This is a genomic window from Halobacterium sp. KA-4, from assembly GCF_021028995.1.
Taxonomy (GTDB): Archaea; Halobacteriota; Halobacteria; order Halobacteriales; family Halobacteriaceae; genus Halobacterium.
The window spans coordinates 43,534-58,204 of record NZ_JAJJZG010000013.1 but is presented as its reverse complement, the minus strand read 5'-3'; the positions used below and the strand labels follow the sequence as shown (position 1 = coordinate 58,204).

Sequence of the window (14,671 nt, the reverse complement as noted above, 5' to 3'; positions counted from 1 at the left end):
CGCCCGGGATGACCGTTTCCCTCGGCTGCAGCGCCAGCGGTCGCTTCTGTTACTCGGGCCACGCCGCCGCGAGGTCCGCGAGGAAGTCGGCGTACGCCGCGACCGCGGCGTCCCACTCCTCGCCGCCCGCTCGACAGGTGGTCGCCAACTCGTCAAGGCGCTGGCCGTCGTGTTCGGAGACCAGACACAGCATCTGGTAGACGGTGGATTCGGCGGGCGTCGTGCCGTCGTCGGCCTCGTGGACGAGTCGCCGCACTCGTTCCGGGTCCATGTCCATCGTGATGCCCGACCCCGGAATCGTCTTCGCCATCTTCGGGTATCCGTTCAGCCCCGGGACCATGTACGTGAACAATCCCTCGAAGGCGGGCTCGAACGGCGTCTTCTCGGTGTAGTACTCGTTTGCGAGCACGAGTGCATGCTCGTCGACGCCGAGCACGAACACAGTCTGGTCGTAGTCGTCCCCGACTGTGGGATGGAGGAAGTCCGCGAGACAGAGCAGCGACGCGACTCGACCGCCGAACTTCGTGGTGCCTGTCGCGTCGTCGTGAGTCAGTTGGTCGTCGTCGTACGCCGTCCGGAGTTGCTCGACCCACTCGGTCGGTTCCACGTCGAACGTCGGGCCGTCCTTGAACTCGAAGTGCGGCGCCAGCCGGAACGCCGTCTGCATCACGTCGTAGTCGTCGTACTGTGTGCGAACCTCGCCGCTGTACTCGATTCGGTTGAGGAACGTCCGGTAGTTGTCGGCGAGCGAGCGCACTACGTCGAGGTCGCGGCCGTCGCTGGCGTACTTCTCGTAGTCGGCGAGCAGAAACTGCGTGTCCAAGCCCGCCTCATGCAGGCGCTTGACGGCATACATCTGTGCGACGGTGCCGACGTGCGGCGTCCCGGTGAGGCCAGCGCTCGCGACGAACAGTGTGTCGCGGTCGCCCGTCTGACAGAGTGCGTCGGTGTCGGTCGTTGCGACGAACGCGCGGTCTACGAGCGACGCCGATAGCGACCCGATGTCGACATCCGGGCGGTCGTAGTCGAACTCCTCGCGGACGGCCTCGTAGTGGTCGAGCAATGCCGACATGGCTGGCAATTTTAGCAGCGGCGTTAAAGTGCTAACGCGGTTCGCGATACCATACGACGCAGCGGTTGTCCCGAAAGGCCCTTAAGAGGCAGTCGACTACGGTGAAGTGGACTAGGCCGGGCGGTTTGGCCCCGCCCTTTACCCGCGAGACAGTCATCAGCGGGGGCCGAAATCCGGGGGAGTCCGGTCGACCTGTCCGGGCCCCGGAAGCCAACGTGGAAGCCTCGTCCTTCGGGGACGGCGGTCCGCGGCGCACACCTGCAAGGGTGGCGTCGTCGCGGTTCGTCGGTGCCACTCCGTCAGGCACGGAAGTGAGCAGCGGAGCACCGAACGCTCGTCGCTCGAAGGGTCGCGGGGTGGAGAAGGCGACCGGGACTACCCGGGCAGGAACACCGGGCCACCTCGGCCCGTCCACCATTCATACGCGCCATTTTCAGCCACCAGCCATCGGCTCCCGGCTAGAAACCTACGTTAAATAGCACTCAGCGATGGGTCTGTGAGCCGTACCGACAGTTCGTCAGTCAGCGCGCTGTGAGTTTTACTCCGTCTCTACGTCGAAGTTCATCCACTCGCGGGGCTGGTCAGGGATGCCGCGGGCGCGGAGTTCCTGGCCGGATTCGGTCTCGCGAACATCGATGCGCGCCGAGCAGAACTGCGTAATCGTGCTCACGGTCTGTTCGTCGTGCATCCCGGGGTCGATGCAGAACACGCCGATGCCGTCGACTGCGTCGATGCGGCCGACGAGCGTGTGTACGAACCGGGAGACGGTCTTGAGGTCGCCGAACGACAGCAGCGTCGACACCGAGAACAGGCCCGTGCGCACGCGTTCAACGCCGGACTGGCGGAACGTCCGGTAGACGTCGGAGTAGCGCATGCCGATGCCGGTCAGGTCCGACGGCCCCGAGACCGGCAGGACCTGCGCGGGGACGTTCTGGTCGTCGTCGCCGACGCAGTCCAGGATTGCGGCGCGCTCCTTGTCGAGTTCGAAGCCGCTGCGCGCCCAGTCGTCGGCGATGCGGCCCGCGCGCTGGTTTGTGCTGACGAGAATCGCGCCCTCGGTGGGCGGCCCGGAGAGCATCCGGAACGCGAGGTGGCGGGTGCCGGCGTGTGACGGTCCGGCGACTAGGACGGTCGTTCCGGGGCGCAGCGATGCCAGCGGCAGTCCTTCGAAGTTGTAGTCGTCAGTCATCGCCGTCACCTCCCGCGTCGCGGATGCGACGACGCAGCGACAGTTGTTCCATCCTCGTCGCCGAGCAGCGACAACAGCTCGCGGTCTCGGCTGGCGAACGTCCGGGGTTCGTCGTTGTAGATGCAGAACGTGCCAATCGCCTCGCCGTCCGGCGTGATCAGCGGGGCGCTCGCGTAGAACCGGATGTTTGCGGCCGCTAACCCCTCGTTGTCCGCGAAGCGTGGGTCGTCCGCTACGTCTTCGACGACGGTCACGCGGTCGTCCAGTATCGCGTACGTGCAGACGGTGTCCTCGCGGTCCATCGGGTCGAAACTGACGCCATGACAGGAGAGGAACTCCTCGGTGTGTGCGTCGATGATGCCGATCGCGGCGGCGTTGACTCCGAATAACGCAGTCGCGAGTTCGGTCAGCCGGTCCAGCGACGCGCCGAGTTCCGTGGGGTCAGCGGCGTACTGTTCGAGCGCGTTGACGCGCGCGCTCTCGTTCGCCGGCAGCGGGTACGCGGTCTGGCTTCGAAACGCCAGCGCGTGTTCGACGATGCCGACGAGTTCATCGTGGTCGTCGTCTTTGTGGACGTACTCTGCGACCAGGGAGCCGAACGCGTCGGTGTCGATGTCGTCCAGCGGTGTCGCCGTGAACAGCATGCACGCTGCGTCGGGGTGGCGTTCGCGCACCGCGTCCACGAGTTCGAGGCCGGTGCCGTCGGGGAGGGTGTACTCGGTGACCACGCATTCGACGGGATGCTCGTCGAGCGCCTCGTACGCCTCGGCGAGCGACCCGGCCTCTACGACGTCGAAGCCGGCGTCCGAGAGCGCGCCCGTCGTGCGCTCGCGTGCTGGCGTTTCGGGGTCCGCGCAGAGAATCATACGCTCTGTATACTATCCGGCTCCGTAAAATTTCGTCCTTAGCCGGTAGCCTCGTGGGTGTATCGAGGTGTGTCGCCCGTTCACGTCAGTTCCTAGGCCGTTCACGCGGCGGCCACGCTTCTCACCTCGCCCACCCGAACTATTATATTAGTAGCATCTAATATTAGAATACGCTAAGATGGCTGGGGAACCCACTTCCGCTTCGGCCGACGAACTGGACCGCCCGGAACCGGGCTGTTGCTCGGTCGGACACGACCTCTCGGTGGACGCGGCCGCAGCCGACGTCGACACGCTTGCGGCGCTCGGCAACGACACGCGCTACGAGGCGCTCCGGCTCATCGCGGACGCCGACAGCGCGGTCTGCGTCTGCGAATTGGAACCGGCGCTCGGCGTGAGCCAGGGCGCGGTCAGTCAGGCGCTCTCCCGTCTGTTCAGCGCCGGGCTCGTGAACCGGCGGAAGGACGGCCGGTGGCGGTACTACACCGCGACGCCACGGGCCCGTCGCCTCCTCGACGTGCTCGATGAGACGAGGAACGCCGATGCGTAACGGCCGTCGTCGAGGAGCGTTCCCGCCGACTCCGCCGTCGCCGCGACCCATCGGATTGAAAAACCGCTCGCGTAGTGCCACCGAACGACGCACCTGAACACTCCCGACGATGCCACACTCACCACGCGACTCCCCGAACCGACCGCCGCACCGTCGAATCACCTGGCAAGAAGTCCTGGTAGCGTACGCGCTGGCCGCCGTGATTCCGTTGGCGCTCTGGGCTGCGAGCGCGCCCCTCGCAGCCGGGTCCGTCCTCGTCGCCTCGGGCGTCGCTGCCGTCAGCGCGCGACGCGTCCGCCGGCTGGCTCGCTGCGTCAGGAACTGTCGCGGGCTCGCCGTCGATCTTCCGGGATCCGTCAGCGTGACCGTCACCTGGCGTCAGCGGTGTTGTGCGACCTGAGATGCCGAACTCGCTGACCGTCCGCGAGGCCGACGCGGAAGCGATGGAGCGCATCGCTGCGCTGCTCGCCGCGAACGACCTCCCGCACCGCGGCCTCGACGAGAGCCCGGGCACATTTGTCGCGGGCTACGCTGACGGAGTTCTCGTCGCTGCAGGTGGTGTCGAACCGTACGACGCTGACGCAGTTCTGCGGTCCGTCGTCGTCGCGGAGGCACACCGCTCTGCGGGGTTCGGGACGGCGCTCTACGACGAATTGGAGCGGGTCGCGGCGGCCGGGAGCGCGGAAACCGTCTACTTGCTCACGACGACCGCGTCAGCGTTCTTCCGCGAACGTGGCTTCGAGACCACTTCACGGGCGGATGCCCCACCAGCGGTCCGCGGGTCGACGCTGTTTGCTGAGCGGTGTCCGGCTTCCGCGACTTGCATGCAGAAAGAAATCGCGTGAACCAAGGGCGCTGCGTTATTCGAGGTGTTCGGTGGCTGGCGACCCCGAAATCTCGACCTCGCCGTTGAGTGTGCGAATCGGGTATGGGATGTCGATGCCCGCCTCGTCGAAGCGCTCCTTGACCGACTGGACGTACTCGCTGCGGGTCTTCACGAAGTCCGAGCGGGAGGGGTTGGCAATCCAGAACCGGGACTTGAGGCCGACGTAGGAGTCGCCGAGTTCGGTCAGCCGCACCGTCACGCCGGGGTCGTTGAGGATGTTCTCGTGGTTCTCGGCTTCCTCGACGATGATTTCGGTGGCCTCGTCGATGTCGTCGTCGTAGCCGATGCCGAACAGGAACTGCTGGCGGAGTTTGTCCTTCGCCACCGGGTTCTTGATGACATCGTCCGTGAGGTTCGAGTTCGGCACCGTGAGCAGTTCGTTGTCGAACGTGCGCACGCGGGTGACGCGGAGGCTGATGTCCTCGACGATGCCGGAGTTGTTGTCCCACTCGATCCAGTCGTCGACGCGGAACGGCTCGTCGGTGTAAATGAATACGCCCGCGACGAAGTTCTTTATGACGTCCTGCATCGCGAACCCGATGGCGAGCGTCGCTGCAGCTGCGATGGTCGCGAGGCTCGTCAGGAAGTTCCCGTAGCCCGCGAACCCGAACGCCACGGAGATAGCGACGAAGACGACGCCGAAATTCACGAGCCGCTGGAGTGGTTTGCGGGCGTGCGCGTCGAGGTCGCGGCGGCGGAGTACGCGGTCGAACAGCGGTCGCACGACCACCTTCCCGAGGAGGTAGATGGCGACGAACGCCGCGACGAAGTAGAGGAACTGGGTGACTGCGCCCGCGTACTGCGGCACGAAATCCTCGATGAACGGCAGCGGCTCCACTGGCATTACTGGTACACCGCCGTGTTCCCGCGCGTCTCCACGACGTCCGCGCCGGCGAGGTCAGCGAGCTGGTCGGCGAGCTCCTCGGTGGAGCCCTCGCCGCGCGCCGAACGCAGGAACTTCACTTTCACGACGTCCCGGTCGTCGAGTTGGTCCGAGAGCTCGTCCGCGACCGCATCCACGCCCGCCTTCCCCACCCAGACCGTGACGTCGGCCTCGTGGGCTTGCTTCGCTAGATCCTCGCTCATGTTCTACCAACAGTTCAGGCCGCGAGGCTTTGAAACTTGTTGCATCGGTCGCGGCTAGCTCTGCTACTTGTATGGGTACCGGGACTGGTAGCCGCAGTCGCAGGTGACGACGACGTGGCCGTCTTGTGTGCGGACGCGAGCGTTCCGGCCGGGTATCAGGTAGGCGTCGCAGGCGTCGCAGGTGAACCGTCGGAACTCGCGGGGGAGCGTGAGCCGGTTGCGTTCCGCGAGCCGTCGTGCGAGGCGGACGTACTCGCGGGCGCGGTCGTCGTCGCCCTCGCGTGCGGCTTGTTGCGCGAGAGCGTGCAGTCGCTCGATTCGCTCCGCCGCGATGGACATATCTACGGGCAGGCGTGGGTGACCGAAGACAGTTCCGGTAGGATTATCGGCTGCGGTCGGCTTGCGTCGGACGATGCGGGCGCTGAACTACCTCGAGTTCGAGGACCGGCTCCGTGGGGGCATCGTGACGGCGACGCGCCAGCAGCGCGAGGCCCTCGCGACGACGGACGTCGAGGTGGTGGAGACGCCGTGGCGTGCCGGCAATCCGGTACAGTCGCTGGGCACGCTGTTCGCTGGTGAGGGCTACTTCCGGGACTACGACCTCGCGCACTGCAACCTCGTTGGGCCGGGCAGCGTCGCGGTCGCCCAGCACGCCCAGCGGCACGGCATTCCGCTGGTTCTGCACGCACACGTCACGAAGGAGGACTTTGCGGAGTCATTTCGTGGCTCCTCGACGGTTGCCCCCGCGCTGGAGCCGTACCTGCGGTGGTTTTACTCGCAGGCCGACCTCGTGCTCTGCCCTAGCGACTACACGAAAGGCGTTCTCGAATCCTATCCCGTGAATGCGCCAATCAAGCAGATTTCGAACGGCGTGGATGTGGAGAGCCTGGAAGGCTACGATCAGTTCCGAGAGGAGACCCGGGAGCGCTTCGACCTCGACGGCATGGTTGTGTACGCCGTCGGCGAGGTGTTCGAGCGCAAGGGCCTCACGATGTTCTGCGAACTCGCGAAGGCCACGGAGTACGACTTCGCCTGGTTCGGCCCCTACGATGAGGGGCCACAGGCCGGGAAGGCGACGAAGAGGTGGGTGAACAATCCGCCCGAGAATGTGACGTTCACGGGTTACATGGAGGACAAGCGCGCGGCGTTCGGCGCCGGCGACGTCTATCTCTTCCCTGCGAAAGTCGAGAACCAGGGCATCGCCGTCTTGGAGGCGATGGCCTGCGGGAAGCCGGTCGTCCTCCGGGACATCGACGTGTTCCGGGAGTTCTTCACGGACGGCGAGGACTGCCTGATGTGCTCGACGTTCGAGGAGTTTCGAGACGCGCTCGAACGGCTCGCCGACGACCCCGAACTCCGGGAGCGCCTCGGCGAGAACGCCCGGGAGACCGCCGAATCGCACAGCCTCGCTCGCGTCGGCGACGAACTTGAAGCCGCCTACCAGGGCCTCGTCGACGGCGTACCACCGGAAGAGGTCGCTGCCGGCGACGCGGAGGGGTAGTGTGAGCGAGGACCTGCCGACTGTCGCGGCGTTCACGGATTCGTACCTGCCGACGGTCAACGGTGTGACCTACACGGTTTCGACGTGGCACGACCGCTGGCAGTCCCGTGGTGGCGAGATGCCGGTCGTCTACCCGCGTGCGGACTACGACGCCGGGCCGGCGGAGCACGCCGTGCCGAGTCTGCGGTTCCCGTTCTACGAGGGGTACCGGATGGCACTCCCGCGCACTCCGAGCGCCGTCGTGGACCTCGATGTCGACGTCGTGCACGCGCACACGCCGTTCGGCCTCGGGCTCGCCGGCCTGCGGTTCGCGCGCAAGCACGACCTCCCGTTCGTCGCGTCCTACCACACGCCCACGGCCGAGTACGCCAACTACGTCGTCCCGGACGCGGCGACGGGCGTGGTCCGGCGCGCGAGCGAGGGCTGGGAGCGGTGGTTCCTCGACCACGCCGACCTCGTGCTGACGCCGAGCGAGCGCACCCGCGACCACGTCTGGGACCTTGGCGTCGACGCGCCGGTCGAACCGCTCCCGAATGGCGTCGACATTCAGACGTTCCAGCCGGTCGACACCGATGACTTCCTCGCGCGCCACGATCTCCGCGAAGACAGGCCGCTGGTCGGCTATACTGGCCGCCACGGCTACGAGAAGCACCTCTCGGACTTGCTCGCGGCCGCCGAAGGACTGGACGCGACGGTCGTTTTCGGCGGGGACGGCCCTGCACGCGACGATCTCGAAGCCGAAGCCCGCGAGCGCGATGCCGATGTGCGCTTCCTGGGCTTCCTTGACCGCGAGGAATTGCCGGCGTTCTACTCCGCGCTGGACGCCTTCGCGTTCCCTAGTCCCGTCGAGACGGAGGGCTTGGTCGCGCTAGAAGCCAACGCCTGCGGGACGCCCGTCGCGGGCGTGAACGCCGGTGCGCTCGCCGAGACCATCGACGACGGCGAGACCGGCTATCACTACGAGCGCGGCGACATCGACGGCTTTCGCGAGGCCATCGAGCGCACGCTTGACGAACGCGAGCGCCTCGCACAGAACTGTCTCTCGCGACGCGAGGAGATTAGCGTCGAACGCGCAATCGACGATCTAGAAGAGCTGTACGGCGAACTGCGCTAGTCTTCGAGCGCGTTCGCGATGCGGTCGAGCTTGTTGTTCGTGCGTTCGAGTTCCTTGCGGAGCTGTTCGAGCTCGCGCTCGACCTTCTCGCTGGTGCCGCCCTCGGACTCCTCGCCGCGGCCGCCGCCCATGCCGGGCGGGCCGCCACCACCGCCGCCGCCCATCATGCCGCCCATCATCTGCGCGAACGGGTTGCCGCCGCCACCGCCGCCACCCATGCCGGGTGGGCCGCCACCGCCGCCGCCCATGGCTTCCTGCATGCGTTCGCGGGGGCCGCCTTCGCCTTCCTCGCCCTCGTCGCGTTCCTGTGCGCGCTCCTGGCGGATCTCCTCGACGCGCTCTCGGAAGGACTTCTCTTCCTCGTCTCCCTCGTTCTCGGCGTCGGGTTCGTCGTCTGCCATACCACCTAGTTCACCACCCGCACGGAAAAAAGCCGCTTTCTACAGGCGGATAGGTCGAATGCTTCGGGGCTTGACCCCAAGACGGGTCACCGCGGTCCAGCGCGAAGGCCCACCGCTCTAGGGGTGGATCGCTGGCGGTTTCGCTCGCGGCTACTAGAACGCGCTGAGACTCGACTGACGATTGCGGTCGCTCGCGCCCTCGGTGACGTCGTAGCCGACGAGGTTGCGCATGTCCACGGCGTACGTCGTCCCGCCGCGCTCTAGCGCGAGTACGCGGCCCTTCGTGCCGAGCACGGTCCCTGTGGCCATCGTCTCCGCGACCGGGCGCGCGTCGAAGGCCAGCCCGTAGTCGAAGTTGAAGCGCTCGATGGGGTCGTATGCCGCGACGAGGGACTCCCATGCGTCGTCGTCCACGTGTTCGGCGAGTCCTCTGATTTTGGTGGGGACGCGCACGCGGTCGGGAATTTCCTCGGCGATGCCGTATTCGATTTGCCGGGCGCGCTTGCCGTCCTCGACGGTCCGGATGTGGGCCGCGCGGTCCGCGCCCTGCTCGCGTAGCCGTGTGTCGAGGCGCCACGACCGTGTGACACCCACCTTGAACGTGTCTGGCGCGAATGCCGCGAGATAGATTGCGTGCTCCTCGTGGCACGATTCGAGGGGCATCGCGCAGTTCCCGACGCAGCGTGCGCACGGCCACATCGACGTGTGGTCGTCGCAGTATGGCGCGTCCTTATTCCCACAGGCCTCGTGGACGCCGTCTTCGGTCGTGCCCGCGCAGTGGCGTTCGCCGAGCGTGTACGCCAGCGTCTCGCCCGCCAGCAGCGGCACGCGCTCGACGCGCCCCTCGCTGGCGACGCGCAGCGCGGCTGGCCCTTCGCCGGGCGTCGTCTCGTACCCCACAATCTGCACGCTCGCGGGTACGCCGCTCCCGAATAAAGCGGTGACGTTCGCGGGGCCGATGACGTGCGTGTCACCCGGTGGCGTCGACACCCGCGAGCGCTTATCCGACCGGGCGGCCTACGGAGGGGTATGGCAGACGAATCCATTCCCGTCTCCGCGGAAGCGCCCGACAGCCCGTTCCAGACCACGGGCACCGACCACATCACCATCTGGGGGAGCAACCCCGACGACACCATCGCGTTCTACCGCGACCTGCTCGGGATGCCGCTCGTGCTCCGGCAGCCGAACCTCGACGACCCCTCGCAGACGCACCTGTTCTTCGATACCGGCGACGGCCGCATCCTCACCGTCTTCGTCAGTGACGACCGCGCCTCGAACCGCGGCCGCATCCCCACCCAGACCGGGAGCGTCCACCACCTCTCGTTCTCCATTGCGGCGGAGGATTTCGAGGACGTCATGGAAGCCCTCGAGGACGCCGGCCACGGCTACAACGTCTTCGACCGCGGGATTTTCTTCTCGCTGTACACGCAGGACAACAACGGTCTCATTATCGAACTCTCGGCGGACAAGTACGACATTCCGGACGACCGCCGCGGTGAAGTGCTGGCGACCGCCCAGCGCCTCCGCGAGGAGGACGGCGCGGACTTCGCCGAGGACCGCCACATGAAGCAGGCTCTCGAAGAGCTCGGCCTCGACGCCGAACCGGCGGACCTGCCCGACGCCTCCACCGGCGTCGGCTACTGAACGTCTCACGTCCCAATTCTCCCTAATTCGTGCTCACTGACACGCCTGGCATCCACCACGTCACCGGCCTCGTTGAGTCCGCCCAGCGCAACGTCGACTTCTATGTCGGCACGCTCGGCCTGCGGCTCGTCAAGCGCACGGTCAACCAGAACGACATGCTGCGCTACCACCTCTTCTACGGGAACGAGACCGGCGACCCCGGGACCGTGCTGACGTGCTTCCCGTACCCCAACGAGGTGCCGGGTCGCGTCGGCAAACCCCAGATTTCGGCGGTAGCGTTCGTCGTCCCAGAGGGCTCGCTGCCCTACTGGCGCGGGCGTCTCGCCGACCACGGTGTGGACGTAATCGGGACCGACAGCCGGTTCGGCGACCGCGTGCTTCGCTTCACCGACCCGGACGGTACGAATGTCGAACTCGTCGAGGGCGAGGCCTCCGTCGAGCCGTGGACTGGCGGCCCCGTCCCCGAGGAGTACGCGATTCGGTGCGTGCACAGTGTCACTGCGCTCCCGACGAATCCCTACACGACTGGCGCGCTGCTGGAGACGCTGGGCTTCGAACTCGTGGGCGAGGAGCGCACGCGCGACGAGACGCGGATTCGCTACGAGGCCGACGGCGAGTACGCGACCGTCGTCGACTTGCTCGACCGCCCGACGAGCGAGTTCGGACGCGAGGGAACGGGCTCGATTCAGCACGTCGCCGTGCGCGCCGAGAGCGTCGAGGAACTGTACGAGTGGCACGAGTTCCTCCGGGAGCGCGACTACGACGTCTCGCGCGTGCACGACAGGTACTTCTTCCACTCGCTGTACGTCCGCGAACCCGGCGGCATCCTGTTCGAACTCGCCACGGAGAAGCCCGGGCTCGCGTTCGACGAGGATGTCGCCGACCTCGGGAAATCGCTTGCGTTGCCCGACCAGTTCGTCGAGGATCGCGACCTCATCGAGCGCCAGCTCCCGCCGCTCTCGGTTCCGTATCTGGATGACTGACGGCGACCCGCACGCCGACCAACCCGTGGTCACCGCGGGCGCACCCGCATCAGTAGCGGACGCCGTGGTCGTCCTGCTGCACGGGCGCGGCGCGACGGCGCAAGGCGTCGTGAACCTCGCGGAGCCGCTGTACCGCCACGGCGTGACGTTCGTCGCGCCCGACGCCGCGCGCAGCCGGTGGTATCCGTACTCGTCGTTCGCGCCAATCGAGCGAAACGAGCCGCACGTCTCCTCGGCGCTCACGGCCGTCGACCGCGTGCTTGCCGACGTGCGCGAGTGGGGCGTTCCAATCGAGGACGTGGTCCTGTTCGGGTTTTCGCAGGGCGCGTTCCTCGCCAGCGAGTACGCCGCGCGCAACCCCCGCAGGTACGGCGGCGTCGCGGCGTTGAGCGGCGGTCTTCTCGGCGCCGAGGTCGACCCCAGCGACTACCGTGGTTCGCTTGACGGTGCGCCGGTCTTCCTCGGCGTTGGCGACGACGACCCGAACGTGCCCGTCGAGCGCGTCCACGAGACTGCGGCCGTGTTCTGCGAGTTGGACGGCGATGTCACCCAGCGCGTCTACGAGGGCGTCGGGCACGAGGTCACCGACGACGAGTTCACGGTCGTCGGGTCGTGGCTCGATGGCATCGTCGGCGACGTGGCCTGAGGCGCCGTTCTGTTCGCCTTATTGCAGGGGTCGAACTAGTTGGCGACACACGTGTCACTCGGTGGCCCGCGTATCGCCAAACGTACAAGTAGGTTCCGCGGCGAACCAAGTAACGTTGTGAAAGTTACTATCAAGACGTCAGCCAACTCGGCTGCATCGCTCGACGACTACGCCGGCTCCGACGCGGAGGTGTCGGCCTGATGGCGGCCGCCGATGTCCTCCTGCTGGTCGCGCGCGTGCTGTACGGCGGTGTCCTCGCGTTCATGGGCCTCAACCACTTCATGCAGACCGAAGCCCTGACCGGCTACGCCCAGCACAAGGGTCTCCCCGCGCCGAAGCTCTCGGTGCTCGCGTCCGGTGCGGTGCTCGTACTCGGCGGCCTCTCGGTCGCCGCGGGCGTCCTGCCGGTCGTCGGTGCCATCGCACTCGCTGGGTTCCTCTTGGTCTCCGCGCTCACGATGCACGACTTCTGGGCGGTCCCCGAGGACCAACAGCAGGATGAGATGACCGGCTTCCTGAAGAACGTCGCCCTCGCGGGCGGCGCGCTCGCCATCGCCGCGTACGCCACGACAGGCTGGGCGTACAGCGTCGGTATCTCCCTCTTCTAACTCGGTACCCCCGAGTTACCGCGCGCGTTCCGCAGTTCAGTTTCGTCGTCCACCCTCGTTCTCACTAGCGCTCTGGCTGGAATTATGTTCGTTTCGCGTGTGGTTCTCGTGCACGCGGGAGCAACAGACCTATATTTCGAGAATGTACAGAAATAGATTGTATTTCTCGAGAATCCTGTTGGATTGTCCTTATACACTACCTACACTACTATTGTGATGCCATTCGATTAGGCGATTATACGTTAACCTTTAGTGTAGGAGCGTGGTGTCCAGCGATGTGACGGATTTAATGCCCGAACGTGTACCAATCTCGGCGATTAGTGGTTGTATTCTGCAAGAATTGCACAGTTCACTGAACGCAGCTCCGGCTGCGGCAGGTGTGGAGGGGCGCAACGATGCTTGAGGGAGCACTCCTCGCGCAGGCGGACGCCGGCACCATCGTCAACGGCGTCAACACCGTCTGGACGCTCGTGGTCTGCTTCCTCATCTTCTTCATGCAGCCGGGCTTCGCGCTGCTGGAGGCGGGGCAGGTGCGCGCGAAGAACGTCGCCAACGTCCTCATGAAGAACCTCATGGACTGGGGGATGGGCGTCCTCGTATTCTTCGTGCTCGGGCTCGGCGTCTTCGGGCTTGCGGGCGCCCTCACCACGCCTGGCGCGGAAGTAAGCGTTTCCGCGGCGTTCGCGTACATTAACGACCCGAGTGCGTGGATCGGTTCGTACCTGTTCAGCGCCGTGTTCGCGATGACCGCGGCGACCATCGTCAGCGGGGCGGTCGCCGAACGCATCAAATTCAAAGCGTACATCTTCTACTCCATCGGCCTCACGGCGTTCATCTACCCAGTTATCGCCGGGTTCGCATGGGGGGGCAACGGCCTGCTGTCAAGTGCGGGCTACATCGGTGAGGCCATCGGTGCGGGCTTCCTCGACTTCGCTGGCGCGACCGTCGTCCACATGCTCGGCGGCGTCGCCGGTCTCGTCGGCGCGTACATGGTCGGTCCACGCCGCGGTCGCTACGACTCCGAAGGCAACAGCCAGCCAATCCCCGGTCACTCCATCACGCTAGCCGTGCTCGGGACGTTCATCCTTGCGTTCGGCTGGTACGGCTTCAACGTCGGCACGCAGGCCGCAGTGCTCAGCGTCACGGACGGCGCGCTCTCGTTCAACGGTGACGCGCTCGGTCGCGTCGCGCTGAACACCACCCTCGGCATGGGCGGTGGCGCAGTCGCTGCCGCACTCGTGACCGGCTGGTCGGACGGCAAACCCGACCCGCTGTTCACCGCCAGCGGTCTGCTCGCCGGACTCGTCGCAGTTACCGGCGCTGTCCCCCACGTCACGTGGGTCGGCGGCCTCGTCCTCGGCATCATCGGCGGCGCACAGGCCCCCATCGTCTACCGGTGGGTCACGGACAAGCTCAAAATCGACGACGTCGCGGCCGTCTTCCCCGTCCACGGGAGCGCAGGCGCAATCGGGACGCTGCTGATTCCGGTGTTCGCGGTCGACGGCTTCTCCGCCTCGCAGTTCCTGATGCAGGCGGTCAGCATCGGCGTCATCGTCGTCTGGACCGTCGCCACGACGGCAATCGTATTCAAGCTCGCGGACGTCTCTGTCGGGCTTCGCCCCGACGAGGACGACGAAGACATCGGTCTCGACCGCAGCGAGCACGGGTACACGGCGTACCCCGAGTTCGTCGACACCGCCGGCGACGGCGGCGTCACGGTCACCAGCGGGGACAGTGGAGCTATGGCAACTGACGGCAGTGGGGTGAACGAAGATGACTGAAAGCGATATTGAACTCGTCATGGCGGTTATTCGGCCGGACAAACTCTCGGAAGCGAAGAAGGCGCTGGCGGAAGTCGGCGCGCCCAGTCTGACGGTCACGGACGTCAGCGGGCGCGGCAGCCAGCCCGCGATGACCGAGCAGTGGCGCGGCGAGGAGTATACCGTCGATCTTCACCAGAAGGTAAAAATCGAGATTGTCGTTGCGGACATCGATGCTGAGGAGGTCGCGGAAGCCCTCAGCGACGCTGCCCACACGGGCGAGCCGGGTGACGGCAAGATCTTCATCCTCCCGGTCTCGGAGGCTTACCAGATTCGGACCGGCGAGTCGGGTGTCGACGCGGTCTGAC

The 14,671-nt window shown here is 66.3% G+C and carries 18 protein-coding genes and 1 other RNA gene; 11 read left to right on the top strand and 8 right to left on the bottom strand.

Going from position 1 to position 14,671, the window contains the following annotated elements; all coding sequences use genetic code 11:
* Positions 1-49: 49 nt before the first annotated feature.
* On the bottom strand, positions 50-1,072 hold the full coding sequence (locus tag LPA44_RS12890; protein WP_230889952.1) for a hypothetical protein: 1,023 nt from the start codon (positions 1,070-1,072) through the stop codon (positions 50-52).
* Between the two features lie 104 nt (positions 1,073-1,176).
* Here LPA44_RS12890 and ffs point away from each other — a divergent pair.
* An RNA gene (gene ffs, locus LPA44_RS12885) (signal recognition particle sRNA) lies at positions 1,177-1,489 on the top strand.
* A 121-nt stretch (positions 1,490-1,610) separates the two neighbouring features.
* Here the strand turns inward: ffs and LPA44_RS12880 are convergent.
* Both LPA44_RS12880 and LPA44_RS12875 read right to left on the bottom strand, forming a co-directional pair.
* Positions 1,611-2,261, bottom strand: a complete 651-nt coding sequence (locus tag LPA44_RS12880) for a DUF7504 family protein (protein ID WP_230889951.1) — start codon at positions 2,259-2,261, stop codon at positions 1,611-1,613.
* Between the two features lie 5 nt (positions 2,262-2,266).
* Positions 2,267-3,127, bottom strand: a complete 861-nt coding sequence (locus LPA44_RS12875; protein ID WP_230889950.1) for a GAF domain-containing protein — start codon at positions 3,125-3,127, stop codon at positions 2,267-2,269.
* Positions 3,128-3,305: 178 nt separating this feature from the next.
* On the opposite strand from LPA44_RS12875, the gene LPA44_RS12870 reads away from it, so the two are divergent.
* Together LPA44_RS12870 and arsN2 are read left to right on the top strand one after the other, a co-directional pair.
* The gene (locus LPA44_RS12870; RefSeq protein WP_230889949.1) at positions 3,306-3,674 is read left to right on the top strand and encodes an ArsR/SmtB family transcription factor; all 369 of its coding nucleotides are present in this window, start codon (positions 3,306-3,308) and stop codon (positions 3,672-3,674) included.
* 401 nt (positions 3,675-4,075) lie between these two features.
* Positions 4,076-4,519: an arsenic resistance N-acetyltransferase ArsN2 gene (gene arsN2, locus LPA44_RS12865; protein ID WP_230889948.1), complete on the top strand. Its 444-nt coding sequence runs from the start codon at positions 4,076-4,078 to the stop codon at positions 4,517-4,519.
* A 15-nt stretch (positions 4,520-4,534) separates the two neighbouring features.
* On the opposite strand, the gene LPA44_RS12860 is transcribed toward arsN2, so the two are convergent.
* From LPA44_RS12860 to LPA44_RS12850, 3 genes are all read right to left on the bottom strand, one after another.
* On the bottom strand, positions 4,535-5,404 hold the full coding sequence (locus LPA44_RS12860) for a mechanosensitive ion channel family protein (RefSeq protein WP_230889947.1): 870 nt from the start codon (positions 5,402-5,404) through the stop codon (positions 4,535-4,537).
* The gene (locus LPA44_RS12855; protein WP_230889946.1) at positions 5,404-5,646 is read right to left on the bottom strand and encodes a YhbY family RNA-binding protein; all 243 of its coding nucleotides are present in this window, start codon (positions 5,644-5,646) and stop codon (positions 5,404-5,406) included. The genes LPA44_RS12860 and LPA44_RS12855 overlap by 1 nt, the downstream gene beginning before the upstream one ends.
* A 63-nt stretch (positions 5,647-5,709) precedes the next feature.
* A complete protein-coding gene (locus LPA44_RS12850) occupies positions 5,710-5,985 on the bottom strand; it encodes a ribonuclease P protein component 4 (protein ID WP_230889945.1) in 276 nt (91 codons plus the stop codon).
* 73 nt (positions 5,986-6,058) lie between these two features.
* Here LPA44_RS12850 and LPA44_RS12845 point away from each other — a divergent pair, with 73 nt between their 5' ends.
* Positions 6,059-7,147, top strand: a complete 1,089-nt coding sequence (locus LPA44_RS12845) for a glycosyltransferase family 4 protein (protein WP_230889944.1) — start codon at positions 6,059-6,061, stop codon at positions 7,145-7,147.
* Between the two features lies 1 nt (position 7,148).
* Positions 7,149-8,261 carry a glycosyltransferase gene (locus LPA44_RS12840; protein WP_230889943.1) on the top strand — a complete coding sequence of 371 codons (1,113 nt, stop codon included), beginning with the start codon at positions 7,149-7,151 and terminating at the stop codon, positions 8,259-8,261.
* On the opposite strand, the gene LPA44_RS12835 is transcribed toward LPA44_RS12840, so the two are convergent.
* Complete coding sequence (locus tag LPA44_RS12835) at positions 8,258-8,662, bottom strand: hypothetical protein (protein WP_230889942.1); 405 nt, start codon at positions 8,660-8,662, stop codon at positions 8,258-8,260. The genes LPA44_RS12840 and LPA44_RS12835 overlap by 4 nt on opposite strands.
* 153 nt (positions 8,663-8,815) lie before the next feature.
* Positions 8,816-9,571 (bottom strand): DUF2797 domain-containing protein, encoded by a 756-nt coding sequence (locus LPA44_RS12830; protein ID WP_230889990.1) that lies wholly within the window; start codon positions 9,569-9,571, stop codon positions 8,816-8,818.
* A gap of 120 nt (positions 9,572-9,691) precedes the next feature.
* Here LPA44_RS12830 and LPA44_RS12825 point away from each other — a divergent pair, with 120 nt between their 5' ends.
* From LPA44_RS12825 to LPA44_RS12800, 6 genes are all read left to right on the top strand, one after another.
* Positions 9,692-10,306: a VOC family protein gene (locus tag LPA44_RS12825; protein WP_230889941.1), complete on the top strand. Its 615-nt coding sequence runs from the start codon at positions 9,692-9,694 to the stop codon at positions 10,304-10,306.
* Between the two features lie 29 nt (positions 10,307-10,335).
* The gene (locus LPA44_RS18275; protein ID WP_230889940.1) at positions 10,336-11,289 is read left to right on the top strand and encodes a VOC family protein; all 954 of its coding nucleotides are present in this window, start codon (positions 10,336-10,338) and stop codon (positions 11,287-11,289) included.
* Complete coding sequence (locus LPA44_RS12815) at positions 11,282-11,935, top strand: alpha/beta hydrolase (RefSeq protein ID WP_230889939.1); 654 nt, start codon at positions 11,282-11,284, stop codon at positions 11,933-11,935. Before LPA44_RS18275 ends, LPA44_RS12815 begins: the two co-directional genes overlap by 8 nt.
* Before the next feature lie 200 nt (positions 11,936-12,135).
* Positions 12,136-12,543: a DoxX family protein gene (locus LPA44_RS12810; RefSeq protein ID WP_230889938.1), complete on the top strand. Its 408-nt coding sequence runs from the start codon at positions 12,136-12,138 to the stop codon at positions 12,541-12,543.
* A 395-nt stretch (positions 12,544-12,938) separates the two neighbouring features.
* Complete coding sequence (locus LPA44_RS12805) at positions 12,939-14,324, top strand: ammonium transporter (protein ID WP_230889937.1); 1,386 nt, start codon at positions 12,939-12,941, stop codon at positions 14,322-14,324.
* Positions 14,317-14,670 (top strand): P-II family nitrogen regulator, encoded by a 354-nt coding sequence (locus LPA44_RS12800; RefSeq protein WP_269070154.1) that lies wholly within the window; start codon positions 14,317-14,319, stop codon positions 14,668-14,670. Before LPA44_RS12805 ends, LPA44_RS12800 begins: the two co-directional genes overlap by 8 nt.
* The last annotated feature ends 1 nt before the right edge of the window (position 14,671 follow it).